Here is a 14,954-nt window from a genome sequence, read left to right on the forward strand (position 1 = left end):
AAAAAATATCCACTCGAACATGAGATGTGTTCACTGCTCTTAAGAAGCACGTTCAGGAGCTGTCAAAAAAATAGCATGTCAAACCTACTACCTTTCGATATTTCTCGATTGATGAGAATAGGATAGCTAAAAAAAGAAAGGGCGTGACAGTATGTATAAACGTTCAACAAAAACGATTGTCAGCTTGTCCACCGCATTTGCCATTGCATTTTCGGGCTTCCAATTCGTAGCCCCCTATCATGCATCAGCGGTTTCAGATACGTTCACCTTGACTGCCGTAACGAATGATTTAATCTCTGTTCAATTGAATGGCACACCTCAAGTCCGATTACCAAATGGAGTCGTAACAACTGCAAACACAAATTTCCGAGTGGGAAAGAACAACACCTACACGTTTGTCGGTATTGATGGAGAGGTCAAAACACAAAAGTCGCTAACTATGACATCTGTGCCAAATCAACCAGAGTTACTCATTGTCTCTCCTGGGGAGACGGTCAAGTTGCACTTTGAATCGGATGACGCACACTCTGGAGTGAAAGATATGCGTTATCGTGTATATCAAGAAGACCGACCGGGTTCAGGGTCAATATTTACGTCTTGGGAAAGCTACAAGGCGATGAAGAACTACACGATTCCCTCCATCACCAAAGACACAGATAGTTACTGGGTAGTCGAAGCTGAATTCCGTGATGTCGCAGGTAATATCAAGAGTAATGTCATCACACGGTTCATGATTGAAAACCATGCACCTGATGTCGATTTGTCGAATACACCAGACTGGATTAATAAGAATGATTTTGAATCTGGAAGGCATTCCATTCATGCCACTGGAGCATCCAAGTTTGGCGAATTGAGTCAAATCAAATATGCTGTTGCTCCGGGCTCGTTTCAGAAATGGGACAATACCATCGCATTAACTCGTCCTAATTTGCCTCAGGGATACAAGGAGACTAAGCAAGGGGATGAGACATTGTTCACTTTCACGTCTGAACCGTATGTCATTCCGATTGCTTCGGATGGTTATTTCAATGCGTTCATGCAAGTCGTCAAAATGTCCAACAGACTGTCTGTTGCATCTGATACCGTTACAAAACGAATCGGATTGGATAGAAAAACTCCTTCGGCGACTGCGATGTTGAATAGCGGAGAGAATGAGGCGTCTTCATATGATGTGAATCTCGATATTAAGAACATCTACGATGAGCTGTCGGGAGTTGAGACGATTGAAATTTTTAGAGTGAAGGATGGAGTTGAGGAAAGAACCGCATATGCAACGATTAACAACCCATCATCTACTGAGAGTTTGAGCATCCCATTCGAAGAAGATGGATATCCCGGAGGAGAGAAAGGGTTGGTACACCTGTATTTAACGGACGTGGCGGGCAATCGAACTAGTGAACCTGTCAAATCACAAGAAGTCACGTTTGCAAAACTAAGTGTCACTGATTTCATCTTGACTCAAAACCGTAACCCTAAACTGTATTCAGATGGATTCACACCGGTTTCCTATGCAGGAAAAGAAGAATTTGGATTCAACGAAGAGTTGTTGTCTGGGTCAAACTTCGAGTTCCAAGTAGATTATGGCTTGGGCAAAGGGAATCCTTCAGACTACATCATCGAAGGGGAATATGTCGCTAAATTCACAAAACCTGATGGAACGTTGGCATTCTCCACAGGCAAACTTCAACGCTCATCCGGAACAAGTTTCGTTTCTGGTAAAGTGGGGCTCGATAAAGATTTACCTTATAACACGATTGTAGAGGTCGAGGTCAATTTGACTGGCGTTAGAAAAGGATTGAACGGTCAGCCTAACAGACCAATTCAACCTGCGACTCCTCCTGCCTATAAGATTGGATTTGTAGGTAAGAAAAATCTGTCCGATGTCGTGAACGAGGCAATTCGATTCAATGAAGTCAACTAAATCTAAGGGTATGCTTTCAAAAGCATCATTATCTGCATAGAAAAAGGAGCCTCCAATCGGCTCCTTTTTTTCTTGCTTATTTGTCGCCCTTGTTTTCGGCTTGTCCATCCTCCGAGGATTCGTTCTTGTCACCATTGGAGGCATCTTTAGACGCTTCGGATTGTTTCTCTTCATCAGTCGCATCGACTGGGGATTCTTCGAGTTCTACCTCAATGGCTTTTGTTTTGTCATATTTGCCCTCCGTTGCAATAAGCATTGTTCGGATGACACCTTTTTCAACCTTGATTCCAAGGTCTTTGCCGGATACCAATTTATAGCCAACAATTAATGTATCATCATTCAATTTCTTAAGACCATCAAACCAAATGGTTGTATCTTCTTCTGCTTTTGTACCAGGAGAAAGAAGAACATAGGTCTTCTGATTGTCGAAGTATAGATGTTCACCTTTCTTTTCCTTGTTCTCTTCAAACCATTTCGACAAATTCTTATCGGTCAACCCTGAAGTGTCCATGACTTCAAACTTTAGATTTTCATGTTTTTCGAAATCTTTCACCTTCATGACACTCGCTTCCATCACTGCGTCTTCTGTAGCATTCGGGACAACCTGATAAGCGCCGAAACCCAATAATGCCAGAGCACCGATTGAAATCAATACATTTTTCTTTTTCATTACGACCAACTCCTTATTAGTGATTACTCATTCTTATGATTACTTAATTATATTGATTATTTTTGACAATAGTCAAATTTATCGTGTTTTACTTTCCTATTCGACGCTTTGAATTTGTGAAAGTCTTCGAGATGCATAGAATAGTGCAGAAATTGAAAAAAACACTAGGAGGTCGATGAAAATATGCAAAAACTAAATCAATTGGGCTTAGAGCTCATCAGTATGAAGCAAGAACTGTTAAATGTGAACCATTCAGAAGTTGTCCGGAAGGCGCTATTGTTCCATGTCGAGAATATGACGGAAAACAAGTTGATTGAGGTCGATACACAAGTAGAACTGACCAATAAAGACATGCTACTCGATGACTTTAAAACTTACCTTATGGCAAAACCGTCGTACATGAAGACTTTGGAAGAGTTGCGAGGCGAGTATGATGCCCTGCGTGAGTCTATCCTTGAGAAGATGAAGACAGATATTGATTTTACTTCACATAGTGATGTAGAGCGTGAGAATCTCACGTTCATTCAAACATTCGAGCTAGATGTTGAATGGGTGAAAGAGTATTTCGGGGTAGCCGATGTAGAGGTTCCAAAGCTTGTGAAGGAAAATGGTTTCATTGCAAAATTTGCAGTCTTACGACTAAACAAACTGACATCTGAATTCTTAAAATCTTCAGTTGAGAAACATGACCTTGTCGAAGTTAAGAGAGGCGAACACCTCTACAACAACATCGAAACATCCTCATACTGCCTTGATTTAATCTATACAATTAAGGTCGAACATGCAGAGAATGAATTGAACCATGAATTGATTGCTTCGTACATGTCAGACACTTCGAACGCCATCAATCAATATGTAGTGTCTCACTTGACGTAAACAGCTCAAAATTTCAATATTTGTACAAAAATTTTTTCTATATATTCAAAATAGGAAAAACACTCCCGAAGCCGCTCTGTTGAGCGGTTTTTTTCACTAGTGAACACCATTAACGATACACCTATATATAGTGTCTATAAAAAAACCTTGACACAAAATGTTGACATGGAAAAATTAAGGGTGCTATAGTTGTGTTAAGGTAATGGTATTAGCATAATAAAAAAGAACGCTCGATGGCGTTCCTAAGTAAACACTAGCACTATGAACCTATATAAGGAGTGTGAATCTTTTTTCACCGTAGGAAGGGAGTTGGTCTTCTTGAAACGAAAAGACCATTTGGTAAACTTGTTGCTTATTGTTGGTCTAGTGATGACCATCGTCTTAGGCACATTTATCGTCACAGAAAAAAACAATGTAAGCGGGATGAGTATGTCCCCTACATTGCAAGATGCGCAATCTATACTTGTCCTTGATAGCACCTTCAACTTCGAAGGAATCAAGTTCGGCGATATTGTGACAGCCAATCCAGAAGATTTCGAACCGCTTGTCAAGCGTGTCGTAGGTCTCCCAGGTGATAAAATTGAATTCAAAAACAACACCTTATATCGTAACGATTCTCCACTCACAGACTTCTACACTGCTGAGATGCTCTCTGAGCTAGGCACTCCTGAGAATGACGGTTCATGGGATATCGTTGTCCCTGAAGGCGAATACTACTTGCTTAGTGACAACCTCTCTATCGACACAGTTGACTCTCGTATCATCGGTACGGTCAAGGCATCTGAGATTGATGGGAAGGTTATCGTTCACTAAATTACTTTATTAAACATAATGAAAGCATCCGACTTCTTGTGGGATGCTTTTTTTGACGTTACGACCTTGTAAACTAAATATACATAAATTTTTGACTATAGTCAATATTTTTTAAGGGATTTTTATCTTTTTTTCACAACAAAGAACACCCGAATCATCAGGTGTTCTTATGTCTCAGTTATTGCTCGTACTTGTATCCTTGGTCGAGCGGGTTCAACCGGATGAGAGCCTTCCCGATTACCTCATCCTTGTAATCTAGTGTCCCGAAAACTCTTGAATCCGCAGAATTATTTCGATTATCACCAAGAACAAAGACTTCGTTTTCTGGAACGACCAACTTGAAATCTTCTGATTCCATTGTCTCCAACGCATATGGTTCATCGACTCGTTTTCCATCCCGATATAGGATACCCTCTTTAGATTCGAGTACATCGCCTGGTAATCCAACTATCCGTTTGATATAGACCTCATGTCCAGGCACTACATCCGCATCCAAAATCACAACATCTCCATATTCAGGTTCACCTACTTTATAGGCGAGTTTGTTTACGATGAGATAATCTCCATCGTGTAGACTACCTTCCATACTCTCCCCAACCACCACAGTCGGTGAAATGATGAGCCGGATTGCAAAAGCTAACATCAGACCCAACAACAAATATGGAAGATACCCTTTCAAAAATCCATTTCTTTCGTTGTTCTCCGTATTTACATTTAATTCTGGCAATTTTTCATCATTTTGTTTCATTCTAGTTCCTCCTTCGAAGCGTCGATGAACACAAAATCATTCCATCGAGACACTTTTCGTTTAATTTTCTCCAAGCAATCATCGACAATCCTGTACTGCATCTCTTTATATTCCAATTCATTGGTGATGGACACCAACTTCCTTTGTGCCACCCCAATTCGTTCATGTACCTCTTCTATTGACACTCTCATGTCTTCCTTAAATTTCTTCGGACGCAGGATTGCCTTTGTATATCTCACGATGTCGTCTTCAGCTAAAATCGAAGGATTCTCGTACAGTAGATATTTGGCTTCCCTCTCCTCTTCTAAAATCTTCAGCTCTTCCTCAATCTTATGCCGTTCAGTCATTAACGATTCTTTCCCTGGTACCCCATAACTCACGAATGTTCTCCAATATGGAGAGAAGTGCGCTACCAGTTCACCTTCATATTCAATGTAGATGTGCGATAGAGCTAATCCCTCTTCCACTTTTAGCTCCACTCCATCCTCCGAAAAATATTCATGTAACGAAGGGAGAAGATGCTGTATCCAATAATCATGAGCATCAATAAGTTTTTGCTCACCTTCTTGCTTTAGACGTTCCGCTAAAAACAAGTCCCCGCCTTTGAACACCTTTGTTATGAGAATCAACGGGTCTTCTTCGAACCGTTTCAAATCCTCACAAATCTCTTCCCATTTTTGTTTTTGCCTCGTGAGTACATCTTGTAATTGTTTAGTTAGAACCATTCTTTGTCCCCCTTTTATACTATATAGTTATTTTTATTTTGACCATTGTCTATAATTAATGTATACGTATGGCACGAAAGTTAGTCTTTCCTCTGCCCTATTAAACACCTAATCAAGGTGACTGTCTATTTTTTCGTGCGGTATAGCTCAACGGAAGAGCACCAGTTGCATCCTTCGGGAGCGACATGGTCAGAATGGGTTCGACTCCCACGCCAATCGAAGGTCATCTCCCTCCTCTTTTAATAGAAGGAGGGTTTTGTTTTCAATAAAAAATGGGTAGAACACATATCAGGAATAATTTATTTGACTATTGTCAAAAATAGAGTTATGATACAAGCATGACGTCGCTTCCCACCGCCTGAAACCGGTTAGCTGTGAAACGGGATAAAATGTTGAGCAATCACGGGATAGAGGGCGTTTCACCCTCGAAAAACTGAGCATCTAACAACACCTCCAATCAGCTGATGGTGTATCTTCCGAGAAAGATTGTTCACAGTTGTAGAAGGTTTTCGGCTTTCCTTCTGCAGGAATATACTTCACTCCAACAGGAGTCTCCTCTGAGTAGATGCGTTCTCACTACGGTGAAAAACGTAGAGCAGAGGCAATTCGCCCCTTTAGTTAAATGGGATAATACGTCCATGGTAAGGACGGGTTGGCAGTTCAATTCTGCCAAGGGGCATTACCATCCCTATCCTTTGGAACAGGAGGGGGTAGAAAAACTGGAATCGAATGCAGTTAGGAAGTTCCATCCTTCTGAATTCTTTTACCTTGAAAAGAGGGTTTGCAAGCAGGTGATGCGCGAGCATATCGTTCGAAGTCGCTGTAAGGCTCATTTGGTTTTTTCTCTTTTCTTTATATTGCCTCCTTGGTGGAATTGGTATACACGCCGGTCTTAGAAGCCGGTGCCGCAAGGATTGAGAGTTCGAGTCTCTCAGGAGGCACCATCTTGCCCTCTTAGCTCAGCGGATAGAGCAACAGGTTTCTACCCTGTCGGTCGGGAGTTCGATTCTCTCAGGGGGTGTTGCAACAATTCTTTATTGGGGTGGGCGAATCGTTCACCCCGCTCTCAAACATTGAGAGAAGATAGTCGAAGTGTTTTTTGGTAGGCGGACTGTAGTCCGGACTACAGAGGGGTTATCCCTCTTTATCACCTTACGTCATCGTAGGGATTTGATGTCATTTGAAGGTTTCCACAATACCTTTATAAGGTAAGAGAGACCTAATTAAAAACATTTTGTCAAAAATAGTTGACAGATGAATCATCTTCGTTTATGATGGATTTATCAAGTAAGTATACAGATGCTCTACAAGGGTAGAACCATATTTTTTCATCAAACATGAATATTTTGATTGAAGGTATAATATAACGCTTGTAAGGTATCGATTAAGACCTGAAGATGTGGTGCAGAACCGCTCCACGTTAAAAACAGAAAGGTTCACCAAGAAGATAAGAACGGATAGCATCCGAACAATCAATGAAATGGCGAGAGCCACATAAATAAGACTCAACTATAAAAATTGGTGTCTCGCTACCATATAGTGCGAACGATAAAATGAATTGCAATCTCACAAAATATACACGGAAAGGAAGTGGTTAATGATGTTGAAGAACATAATGAAGCGTTTTGTAGAGCAAATGAATATTCTCCCGTCAAGTGATGCCACGTCTTATCCTCAAGCACGTGTATTTTGGACAGGGAAATTGCATAATGAGAGTCAGAATCCTTTCTTCAAAAGATGGAAGGACATGTCCACCACCCTATTCCTCAAATTCGAGGGATTGTGTAAGCGACTTGTCAAATCAATTCATCTTTCACCGGCATAAGTGTCGGCATTCGAAGAAAGCGACATCTGACTACTCAACATAAGCTTGAGTAGTTTTTTATTACCAAAAAAATATTTTGAATATAGACAAAATAAAATTTGACTATTGTAAAAATATGTTGTATATTAACAATAACATCCTGCATCGGTAGCTTAGTGGCTAAAGCAAGGCGCTTTTAACGCCGAGACCGAAGGTTCGAATCCTTCTCGATGCATTGAATAATTCGTGAGCTTGGGCACTAAAGCCCAGAAGAGCGGGGAGTCGATAAAGCATCCTGTCACATGGTGGCAGGGGCGACGGAGTCTAGGGTTTCTGATGAACAGGAGCACCTCCGATAAGGCGGCTGATTGATGGGGGCAATCAATCATTTCATGGTTTGAATTGAAAATCCGAAACGTTTCGGGATTTCAATTGAGGCTATGGCGTAACCGGTCAACGCACTGCACTGTGAATGCAGGTATTCGGGTTCAAGTCCCGATAGTCTCCCCAATTTATTATGGTCTGTTGGTCAAACGGTCAAGACGCCACCCTTTCAAGGTGGAATTACGGGTTCGATTCCCGTACAGACTACCAATCTCTACTCTTAGCTCAGTTTGGTGGAGCGCACGCTTTGGGAGCGTGAGGTCGTAGGTTCGAGTCCTACAGGGTAGACTTTGCCAAGAATGGCAACACATCATTAGGTTCGCTGTGCGATGAGGCGAAAAGACCACACAAGTCGGATTAAATTGCGGTAAGGTCGAGCCGCAAGCCTGATGCTATGGGGGATTAGTTTAATTGGAAAAACACTTGTTTTGCAAGCAAGCGTCGAGAGTTCGAATCTCTCATTCTCCACTTTGTATGTCGATGGTGTAACGGTAGCACGATGGTCTCCAAAATCATTAGCATAGGTTCAAATCCTATTCGGCATGCCAATTTTAGCCCTGTTGGTCAAACGGTTAAGACACTGCCCTTTCAAGGCTGAGTTACGGGTTCGATTCCCGTACAGGGAATTGGTTCAAACAACTCATACAAACGGAGAATTGGTCTAATTGGGAGGACGTCTGGGCATGGAGCCCAGAAGGTACTCGGTTCGATTCCGGTATTCTTGCATTTGAGTTTTTGAATAACATCGGTGGCTGTCCCGATGGCGTCTGTTGATGCCGAAAAGAGGTGAAATGACACCTAGCCGCTCTCCCCACTATCCGAAAGTGGTGTAGGGAGTAGACAAGTTCTAGCAGAGTGCCGACATTCGGAGTCGCTACTCTGCGCTCGGGAGTGTATGCAAGCGGTCAACGCAGGCGGACTGTAAATCCGTCCCATCCGGTTCGTAGGTTCGAATCCTACCGCTCCCACCATCTCTCTTTAGCTCAACTTGGCAGAGCGCCGCATTTGGGATGCGGAGGCTGTAGGTTCAAATCCTACAAGGGAGACCATAGGGATATAGTTTAACGGACAAAACGTGACGCTACGGACGTCAAGCTGTGGGTTCGATTCCTGCTATCCCTGTTTATGCCTGATTGGTTTAATGGGAAAACGTCTCTTTTACAAGGAGAAGTCAGTGGTTCGATTCCACTATCGGGTACCATTATTGACAAGTGTAACTTATGGTAAAGTATTGGGCGGTACACCCGATTCGAGGTTCGAATCCTCGCTTGTCAGCCATTGCCGGTTTAGCTCAGTTGGCAGAGCAGTTGATTTGTAATCAACAGGTCGTGAGTTCGAGTCTCTCAACCGGCACCAATTTTAAAAAGTGATTGAGGGAGCAGATACCTGGCATATAAATTCTGTATGAGGTTCGATATAACCTGGCTAAATAAAATTCGTTTGGAGGTGGGGACACCTGGCTAAATAATTCCAAAATGATTTGAGGCTTGGAGAGCCTGGCTAAATATCATCCGTCACTTTGGATTTCGGAACGTAACTCAGTCTGGTAGAGTGTCTGATTGAAGCTCAGATGGTCACAGGTTCAAATCCTGTCGTTCCGGCTTAGATGAATCGTTGAAAGCAACGATTTTTCATGGGGCTGTAGAAGAACGGTAATTCGTCGCACTGTCTATGCGAAGATAGCGGGTTCGACTCCCGTCAGCCTCGTCGATTCACACAACTCGCTTTGCGAGGAAAGCTCTGAATACATGGTGAATGAAAAGTAAGATAGAACGACTATCCTAGCATGTGTGGTGCATGCTTGAATTCCGGCTATAAAAACGGAGAGCCGATGCAAATCCTTACGGATGCCAGTACGACTGGTCTGAAAGAATCATTCATCTCAAAAATCAGAATACAACACTACCTATCGGGACTCACCGACCCGACGAATTCTGACTATAGCACAGGGAGTCATGGAAGAAGTTGTGTGAATCTTATGCGGATGTAGTTTAACGGCAAAATCTCCCGCTTCCAACGGGAGGATGAGGGTTCGATTCCCTTCATTCGCTTTTACGCACTAGTATCGAAGTGGTTGAACGAGACGGATTGCAACCCCGTCACGCTATAGCGTCATCGCAGGTTCGAATCCTGCCTAGTGCTTTATATTTTGGCTTTGTAGCTCAGTCGGTTAGAGCATCTGACTTTTAATCAGAGGGTCGTAGGTTCGAATCCTACCAGAGTCATCAGCGGTTTGGGAGACTATCCAATCCAACGTATAGCCGCTATATAAAATTATGGGGATAGAGATAGTAGTGGACAGGCTATCACAATTTGGACTCGTAGCTCAGAGGAAGAGCAGTCGGCTCATAACCGACAGGTCGAGATGTCGGAATTCTCCGAGTCCACCATGCGGATGTAGTTTAACGGCAGAACATCTCGTTGCCAACGAGAAAATGAGGGTTCGATTCCCTTCGTTCGCTTCACCATCATGACAACCAAAACTCCAATGAAGTTTCCGGAGTAACGGCATCTGTCAACCTAAACATTGTTCCTATCTCCTACCCCCTGTTACAGGTGGCACAAAGTGTAGAAAGTGGAGAGAAAAACGCAGACATCCTGATTCCTATCGTCTAGGGACGTAACATCCTGACGCAGAGCATTGTATACCTCGACGTATACAGACGAAGGAAGTGCAACCCAGGTCAAACCAGGGGTGTGAGGGATGACAGCTGACCATGAGGTTTTGCTAGGTTTTCTCATGGATATATTATTTCGGGGTAGCCAAGTTGGTAAGGCGTCAGACTTTGACTCTGAAAATGCGGAGGTTCGAACCCTCCCCTCGAAACCAATTATTCACTCTTAATTCAGTGGTTAGAATGCCTGACTGTTAATCAGGAAGTCCTCGGTTCGAATCCGAGAGAGTGAGCCATATGGGTGTAGCTTAGTGGTAAAGCGTTCGACTGATAATCGAGAGACCGTAGGTTCAAATCCTACCATCCATACCAATCATCTTGCCCTTAACTCAGTGGTTAGAGTGTCTGACTGTTAATCAGAATGTCGCCGGTTCGAATCCGGTAGGGTAAGCCAATATGGGGATTCGCTAGAGTTGGAGAGCTAGGACGGGCTGTAACCCCGTTGCGATGACGCTGATAGTGTTCGAATCACTAAATCCTCACCATATGAATGTAGTTTAATCGTAGAACATTCGTCCAATAAACGAAAAGGTGCAGGTTCATCCCCTGCCATTCATACCAATCATCAGTACCTCAGAAGCGATATGGTTCGTCAAGCCCGCTAGAGCTTCTGCAAAATGTCCCTCTTCGACAAGAGGTTAAAGTGTCGTCAAACAAACATCTCGGCTCTTATGAAAAAATCCCTGTCCCATGATGGTTTTGAAACGGTTTTGAGACGAGACGTGAGGACTTCGGGTAACCCTCACTTGTTTGTTGTAATGATTTGTCTAAGAATTGAATTTGGGGTGATAGCAATGGAGGTTCATGCAACGGACTGAAAATCCGGAGATGTTGGTTCGATACCAACTCATCCCACTTGTATGATGGAGTCGTGGCAGAGCGGGTTATTGTAACGGTTTTGAAAACCGTCGTGGGTCACACCACCGTGGGTTCGAATCCCACCGGCTCCTTTCCTATTTATTTACCTTCGTATATTGGTATCCATTTGGTCTCTTGTCAGAAGGAGCCAACTGCTGTCCAGGTGATAAACGAATCACTTGGTTCTGATACAGTGGGGATGGATATTGATATAGGGTGGTCAATGAATAATTGATACTCTACAATCTTGGCTCTATTTACCTTCGTATATTGGTATTCATCAGGTCTCCTGTCAGACGGAACCAACTGTTGTCCACATTGATGATGAACATCGTGTGGGTCTGATGCAACAGCGATGGATGCTGATATAGGGTGGTCAATAGCTGATACCTATTAATTTTGGCTCGTCTGTGGGACAGATACTTCTCTCATACGGAAGATATGGATGGTTCAATGCCATCACGAGTCACTTTATTGCTGACGGGAGGTTGGTATCTCGGGTAGCCTCATAAGCTACACAAATCAGGTTCGATTCCTGAGTTTCAGCAACCAATTTCATTATGCCCGGTTAGTTAAGTGGCTTAACGGCTGACTTGTAATCAGCAGACATCGGTTCAAATCCGGTACTGGGCTTTCGCCACTCCTATCGAGAACCGAAATCGTAGGAGCAACCCAATAAAAAAATGCGATGGAGAGCGGTTCCTCTCTGTCAGGGAGAAGGATTAGGCAGTAAGGGGTTTTGCCTTCTCAACTTGTTTTGCGGATGTGGTGGAATGGCAGACACGGTAGACTCAGAATCTACTGCTTTCGTGGCGTAGGGGTTCAAGTCCCCTCTTCCGTACCAATTTTTTATTATGGCTCATGGGTCGGCTTGGTGAAGGCACTGCACTGTCACTGCAGAGATGAGGGGTTCAAATCCCCTATGGGTCGTTACGTTTGTGAAAGGTACTGCAACGCTGATTAACAAACGATTGTCTAACTGATTGTCTGTCTGTAAGGATTACAGACTACTACCTGGAGGTCTAGTCCACGTTGCATGGACGAAAAACTGTAGATACGAGCGTCTCTTCTAGACCGTTAAAAGGAAGAGACTATGGGACACTATGGGTGAAATGCCCTTAGATGACCAAGCAACCAGGAGGTCGGTTAGGCGTTATGTGGGTGTGATGGAACTGGTAGACATTGGGGACTTAAAATCCCCTGGCTTTACGCCGTGCAGGTTCGAGTCCTGTCACCCACACCAAATATGGAGTCGTACTCAAGTGGTTTAAGAGGACAGGTTGCTACCTTGTTAGGCGTTCATCCGTGCGTGGGTTCGAATCCCACCGGCTCCTTTGAAAGTTCTTCATCAACATCAGCATAAGACAAGGGTCTTCAAGGGTAAGACCTTTGTTTTTTGACTTTAGTACAAATTTAAATTAATATATATGTATAAACTGATTGCGTTATTTTACACGGAGATGTACTCAAACGGTCAAGAGGGCGTCTTGGAATGGCGTTAGGCGGTAACACGTGCGTGGGTTCGAATCCCATCATCTCCACTTCTAAATCAAAAGCCCAATAGCGAAAGGATGTCGATACAATGACTAAAATCTCAATCTCAGAGTTGCTACAGCTCCAATCCACCATTCGTAATGAAATTCATAAAACGGAGCGAGTCGTCCGAAAAGGCGCATTCCATGAAGTCGTGGGAGACATCGAAACAGAAGTCGTCGCTGTTGAAGAACATGAGGAGGCGCTAGGGAAGTTGGAGTCCCTCTATCCACTTGCGATTCAGATTGCTGACAAACTTCATGAGGCGAACCGTGGGACAACATTTACCCATGAGACGCACGATGGGAAAACGGTCGAGTTGAATCTTGCGAGTGCGCTCGACTATGTAAAACAGCTTCGAAGTAAAGTCGGAATCTTCGCATCTCTGGGTTCCATGCGACCAAAATCTGTTGTATCAAGCTATGGCTCGAACGCACAGACCGTTACAACGGTAACGCATGACATCCCTGCATACGAATCGCTTTCCGAGACGTTGCAGAAAGAGGCGAACCGCTTAAGTCGTGAAATCGAACGACAATCGGTGCTCGCCATCGTGGAGATGGAAGGAATCGAAGCATACCTCTAATCGGGTGTGTTTCTCAAGGTCGGGGGATGAGACTGCTCGTTCGCTGTCCTTGAGAAGCATACTCTATCGAGTGTGTGAGGAAGGAAATATGAAGGTAGATAAAACGTGGGACTTATTTTCAACTTTGTTGGGAGGAACAAATAGATTCCATCCGTTGAACCTAAGACCCGGGACATCATGGACATTCGGAACGTGTGACCAACCGCCGTTATTCTTTGATGAAACGTCAAAAAACTAAAGTGCAAGGCAACTCACCGCCTTTCTCTTTCATATTTCTTCTGCGACAGTCAGGTCGGGCGTCTCCCTTCACTGGCTGTTTTTTGTTTGTTCTCATACAAGCTTAAGGGATAACACAAAAAAGGATGACGAGTGTCATCCAGAAAAATCATCGACTGTTCAAATATATTGGAATCAGGTCATTCATGAATGATTCAAACTCTTCCGATTTCGGAAGGTGCGTATTCATCAACTCCTCATATCCTTTGCCACAACAATTCTCCCGAGCAGAGTAAAGGTCGATATGGATAATGTTCAATCCATCGTGTTCAAACCGGTTCACGTCCTCCCACTCACTCCTTTCTAATGTCGTATACGGCAATAACCACTTGGATGATTCGGTCACGTCTTTCATACCATAAAAACTCTCCAGGATTTGTGCGAGGTGAGTTTCTTCAATATCCATACTCTCATCGACCACTTCCTCGAACTTGAAGCAAATCGCTCCAATCACCTTTATAAATTCTTCCGTATCCATCGGTGATTTGATGAAGATAGAATATTTTTCTTCGTCCGTCGTGTAGTAGTGCGACAATTTATAGAGTGACTCTTCTTGTTTCAATTTATATCCCCCCTGTATTTCGTTTTCTCTTCTGTTTTATTCAAACGAAACGAGCAATATAGCGTCATCCATAAAAACAAGGTCGAAGGATGATGTCCCTCGACCCAAAAAATGCTTAGTTCCTGACGTCTGTTCTCGAAGCCAATAAACCACGTTCTTCTAACTCCTCTTCGACAGCCCCATCGACAATACGTTCTAATTTTTTGATTTTCAATACCTCTATCAGAATCATCTCTCTTGTGATGCGATAATGCGCACCGAGTTGAACAAGGGCTTCCATCATGCCCTTATATTTATATTTTTCCTGTTGATGATATCTTTTTTGACGTTCATCTTTTGCTTCCATCGATTGAAACTCTAGATATTCTTCAAGATAGGCATCCTTTTGATGCTTATAGTATTCCGTGACAATCTTTTGGAACAGGTCTTGGTGTTCGCTTTGCAACTGCATTGAACATACCTTCTTTCAAGGATATTTGATATGACTCTATTCTAACCGAACCAAACCGGATAAAGGAAAAAG

9 protein-coding genes and 37 tRNA genes are annotated in these 14,954 nt (G+C 43.2%); 41 read left to right on the forward strand and 5 right to left on the reverse strand.

Annotated elements, in window-relative coordinates:
- Window positions 1-151 precede the first annotated feature (151 nt).
- Window positions 152-1,921 (forward strand): hypothetical protein, encoded by a 1,770-nt coding sequence (locus tag KNO61_RS11620; protein WP_214873419.1) that lies wholly within the window; start codon window positions 152-154, stop codon window positions 1,919-1,921.
- Between the two features lie 76 nt (window positions 1,922-1,997).
- Here the strand turns inward: KNO61_RS11620 and KNO61_RS11625 are convergent, their stop codons facing one another.
- On the reverse strand, window positions 1,998-2,591 hold the full coding sequence (locus KNO61_RS11625; RefSeq protein WP_214873421.1) for a hypothetical protein: 594 nt from the start codon (window positions 2,589-2,591) through the stop codon (window positions 1,998-2,000).
- A 183-nt stretch (window positions 2,592-2,774) separates the two neighbouring features.
- Between KNO61_RS11625 and KNO61_RS11630 the strand changes: the two genes are divergently transcribed.
- Both KNO61_RS11630 and lepB (KNO61_RS11635) read left to right on the forward strand, forming a co-directional pair.
- Window positions 2,775-3,467, forward strand: a complete 693-nt coding sequence (locus KNO61_RS11630; RefSeq protein WP_214873423.1) for a hypothetical protein — start codon at window positions 2,775-2,777, stop codon at window positions 3,465-3,467.
- A gap of 318 nt (window positions 3,468-3,785) precedes the next feature.
- Window positions 3,786-4,280 (forward strand): signal peptidase I, encoded by a 495-nt coding sequence (gene lepB / locus KNO61_RS11635; protein WP_214873425.1) that lies wholly within the window; start codon window positions 3,786-3,788, stop codon window positions 4,278-4,280.
- 178 nt (window positions 4,281-4,458) lie between these two features.
- On the opposite strand, the gene lepB (KNO61_RS11640) is transcribed toward lepB (KNO61_RS11635), so the two are convergent.
- Together lepB (KNO61_RS11640) and KNO61_RS11645 are read right to left on the reverse strand one after the other, a co-directional pair.
- On the reverse strand, window positions 4,459-5,028 hold the full coding sequence (lepB, locus tag KNO61_RS11640; protein WP_214873428.1) for a signal peptidase I: 570 nt from the start codon (window positions 5,026-5,028) through the stop codon (window positions 4,459-4,461).
- The gene (locus tag KNO61_RS11645; RefSeq protein WP_214873430.1) at window positions 5,025-5,753 is read right to left on the reverse strand and encodes a hypothetical protein; all 729 of its coding nucleotides are present in this window, start codon (window positions 5,751-5,753) and stop codon (window positions 5,025-5,027) included. Before KNO61_RS11645 ends, lepB (KNO61_RS11640) begins: the two co-directional genes overlap by 4 nt.
- A gap of 608 nt (window positions 5,754-6,361) precedes the next feature.
- On the opposite strand from KNO61_RS11645, the gene KNO61_RS11650 reads away from it, so the two are divergent.
- From KNO61_RS11650 to KNO61_RS11835, 38 genes are all read left to right on the forward strand, one after another.
- Window positions 6,362-6,432, forward strand: a tRNA-Thr gene (locus KNO61_RS11650).
- A gap of 180 nt (window positions 6,433-6,612) precedes the next feature.
- A tRNA-Leu gene (locus tag KNO61_RS11655) sits at window positions 6,613-6,697 on the forward strand.
- 4 nt (window positions 6,698-6,701) lie between these two features.
- Window positions 6,702-6,774, forward strand: a tRNA-Arg gene (locus KNO61_RS11660).
- Between the two features lie 945 nt (window positions 6,775-7,719).
- Window positions 7,720-7,792, forward strand: a tRNA-Lys gene (locus tag KNO61_RS11665).
- 199 nt (window positions 7,793-7,991) lie between these two features.
- Window positions 7,992-8,067, forward strand: a tRNA-His gene (locus KNO61_RS11670).
- Between the two features lie 9 nt (window positions 8,068-8,076).
- Window positions 8,077-8,151: transfer RNA gene (locus KNO61_RS11675), tRNA-Glu, on the forward strand.
- A 4-nt stretch (window positions 8,152-8,155) separates the two neighbouring features.
- Window positions 8,156-8,229 (forward strand) — tRNA-Pro (locus KNO61_RS11680).
- Between the two features lie 108 nt (window positions 8,230-8,337).
- A tRNA-Ala gene (locus KNO61_RS11685) sits at window positions 8,338-8,409 on the forward strand.
- Between the two features lie 6 nt (window positions 8,410-8,415).
- Window positions 8,416-8,489 (forward strand) — tRNA-Trp (locus tag KNO61_RS11690).
- Between the two features lie 7 nt (window positions 8,490-8,496).
- Window positions 8,497-8,567: transfer RNA gene (locus KNO61_RS11695), tRNA-Glu, on the forward strand.
- Window positions 8,568-8,591: 24 nt separating this feature from the next.
- Window positions 8,592-8,667 (forward strand) — tRNA-Pro (locus KNO61_RS11700).
- Between the two features lie 161 nt (window positions 8,668-8,828).
- Window positions 8,829-8,912, forward strand: a tRNA-Tyr gene (locus KNO61_RS11705).
- Window position 8,913: 1 nt separating this feature from the next.
- Window positions 8,914-8,990: transfer RNA gene (locus KNO61_RS11710), tRNA-Pro, on the forward strand.
- Between the two features lies 1 nt (window position 8,991).
- Window positions 8,992-9,063: transfer RNA gene (locus KNO61_RS11715), tRNA-Arg, on the forward strand.
- Window positions 9,064-9,068: 5 nt separating this feature from the next.
- A tRNA-Val gene (locus KNO61_RS11720) sits at window positions 9,069-9,142 on the forward strand.
- A gap of 4 nt (window positions 9,143-9,146) precedes the next feature.
- A tRNA-Tyr gene (locus KNO61_RS11725) sits at window positions 9,147-9,219 on the forward strand.
- Window positions 9,220-9,221: 2 nt separating this feature from the next.
- Window positions 9,222-9,297 (forward strand) — tRNA-Thr (locus tag KNO61_RS11730).
- 171 nt (window positions 9,298-9,468) lie between these two features.
- Window positions 9,469-9,542, forward strand: a tRNA-Phe gene (locus KNO61_RS11735).
- Between the two features lie 34 nt (window positions 9,543-9,576).
- A tRNA-Asp gene (locus tag KNO61_RS11740) sits at window positions 9,577-9,648 on the forward strand.
- Between the two features lie 273 nt (window positions 9,649-9,921).
- Window positions 9,922-9,992, forward strand: a tRNA-Gly gene (locus tag KNO61_RS11745).
- Window positions 9,993-9,997: 5 nt separating this feature from the next.
- Window positions 9,998-10,083 (forward strand) — tRNA-Cys (locus KNO61_RS11750).
- Window positions 10,084-10,092: 9 nt separating this feature from the next.
- Window positions 10,093-10,166 (forward strand) — tRNA-Lys (locus tag KNO61_RS11755).
- Between the two features lie 90 nt (window positions 10,167-10,256).
- A tRNA-Ile gene (locus KNO61_RS11760) sits at window positions 10,257-10,331 on the forward strand.
- A 1-nt stretch (window position 10,332) separates the two neighbouring features.
- Window positions 10,333-10,403 (forward strand) — tRNA-Gly (locus tag KNO61_RS11765).
- Between the two features lie 291 nt (window positions 10,404-10,694).
- A tRNA-Gln gene (locus KNO61_RS11770) sits at window positions 10,695-10,771 on the forward strand.
- 5 nt (window positions 10,772-10,776) lie between these two features.
- Window positions 10,777-10,852, forward strand: a tRNA-Asn gene (locus KNO61_RS11775).
- Window position 10,853: 1 nt separating this feature from the next.
- Window positions 10,854-10,928: transfer RNA gene (locus KNO61_RS11780), tRNA-Ile, on the forward strand.
- A gap of 6 nt (window positions 10,929-10,934) precedes the next feature.
- A tRNA-Asn gene (locus tag KNO61_RS11785) sits at window positions 10,935-11,010 on the forward strand.
- A gap of 92 nt (window positions 11,011-11,102) precedes the next feature.
- Window positions 11,103-11,177, forward strand: a tRNA-Ile gene (locus KNO61_RS11790).
- A 221-nt stretch (window positions 11,178-11,398) separates the two neighbouring features.
- Window positions 11,399-11,471, forward strand: a tRNA-Phe gene (locus KNO61_RS11795).
- A 10-nt stretch (window positions 11,472-11,481) separates the two neighbouring features.
- A tRNA-Ser gene (locus KNO61_RS11800) sits at window positions 11,482-11,566 on the forward strand.
- A gap of 470 nt (window positions 11,567-12,036) precedes the next feature.
- Window positions 12,037-12,107: transfer RNA gene (locus tag KNO61_RS11805), tRNA-Thr, on the forward strand.
- Between the two features lie 126 nt (window positions 12,108-12,233).
- Window positions 12,234-12,318: transfer RNA gene (locus KNO61_RS11810), tRNA-Leu, on the forward strand.
- A 12-nt stretch (window positions 12,319-12,330) separates the two neighbouring features.
- Window positions 12,331-12,404 (forward strand) — tRNA-Asp (locus KNO61_RS11815).
- Window positions 12,405-12,631: 227 nt separating this feature from the next.
- Window positions 12,632-12,717, forward strand: a tRNA-Leu gene (locus tag KNO61_RS11820).
- 5 nt (window positions 12,718-12,722) lie between these two features.
- Window positions 12,723-12,808 (forward strand) — tRNA-Ser (locus KNO61_RS11825).
- Between the two features lie 122 nt (window positions 12,809-12,930).
- Window positions 12,931-13,015, forward strand: a tRNA-Ser gene (locus tag KNO61_RS11830).
- 41 nt (window positions 13,016-13,056) lie between these two features.
- Window positions 13,057-13,593 carry a hypothetical protein gene (locus KNO61_RS11835; protein ID WP_214688506.1) on the forward strand — a complete coding sequence of 179 codons (537 nt, stop codon included), beginning with the start codon at window positions 13,057-13,059 and terminating at the stop codon, window positions 13,591-13,593.
- A 385-nt stretch (window positions 13,594-13,978) separates the two neighbouring features.
- Here KNO61_RS11835 and KNO61_RS11840 read toward each other — a convergent pair whose 3' ends face one another.
- Window positions 13,979-14,431 carry a hypothetical protein gene (locus KNO61_RS11840; RefSeq protein ID WP_214873432.1) on the reverse strand — a complete coding sequence of 151 codons (453 nt, stop codon included), beginning with the start codon at window positions 14,429-14,431 and terminating at the stop codon, window positions 13,979-13,981.
- Window positions 14,432-14,546: 115 nt separating this feature from the next.
- A complete protein-coding gene (locus tag KNO61_RS11845) occupies window positions 14,547-14,882 on the reverse strand; it encodes a hypothetical protein (RefSeq protein WP_214688502.1) in 336 nt (111 codons plus the stop codon).
- Window positions 14,883-14,954: the final 72 nt, after the last annotated feature.

Source organism: Exiguobacterium sp. s140 (genome assembly GCF_018617035.1).
GTDB lineage: Bacteria > Bacillota > Bacilli > Exiguobacteriales > Exiguobacteriaceae > Exiguobacterium > Exiguobacterium profundum.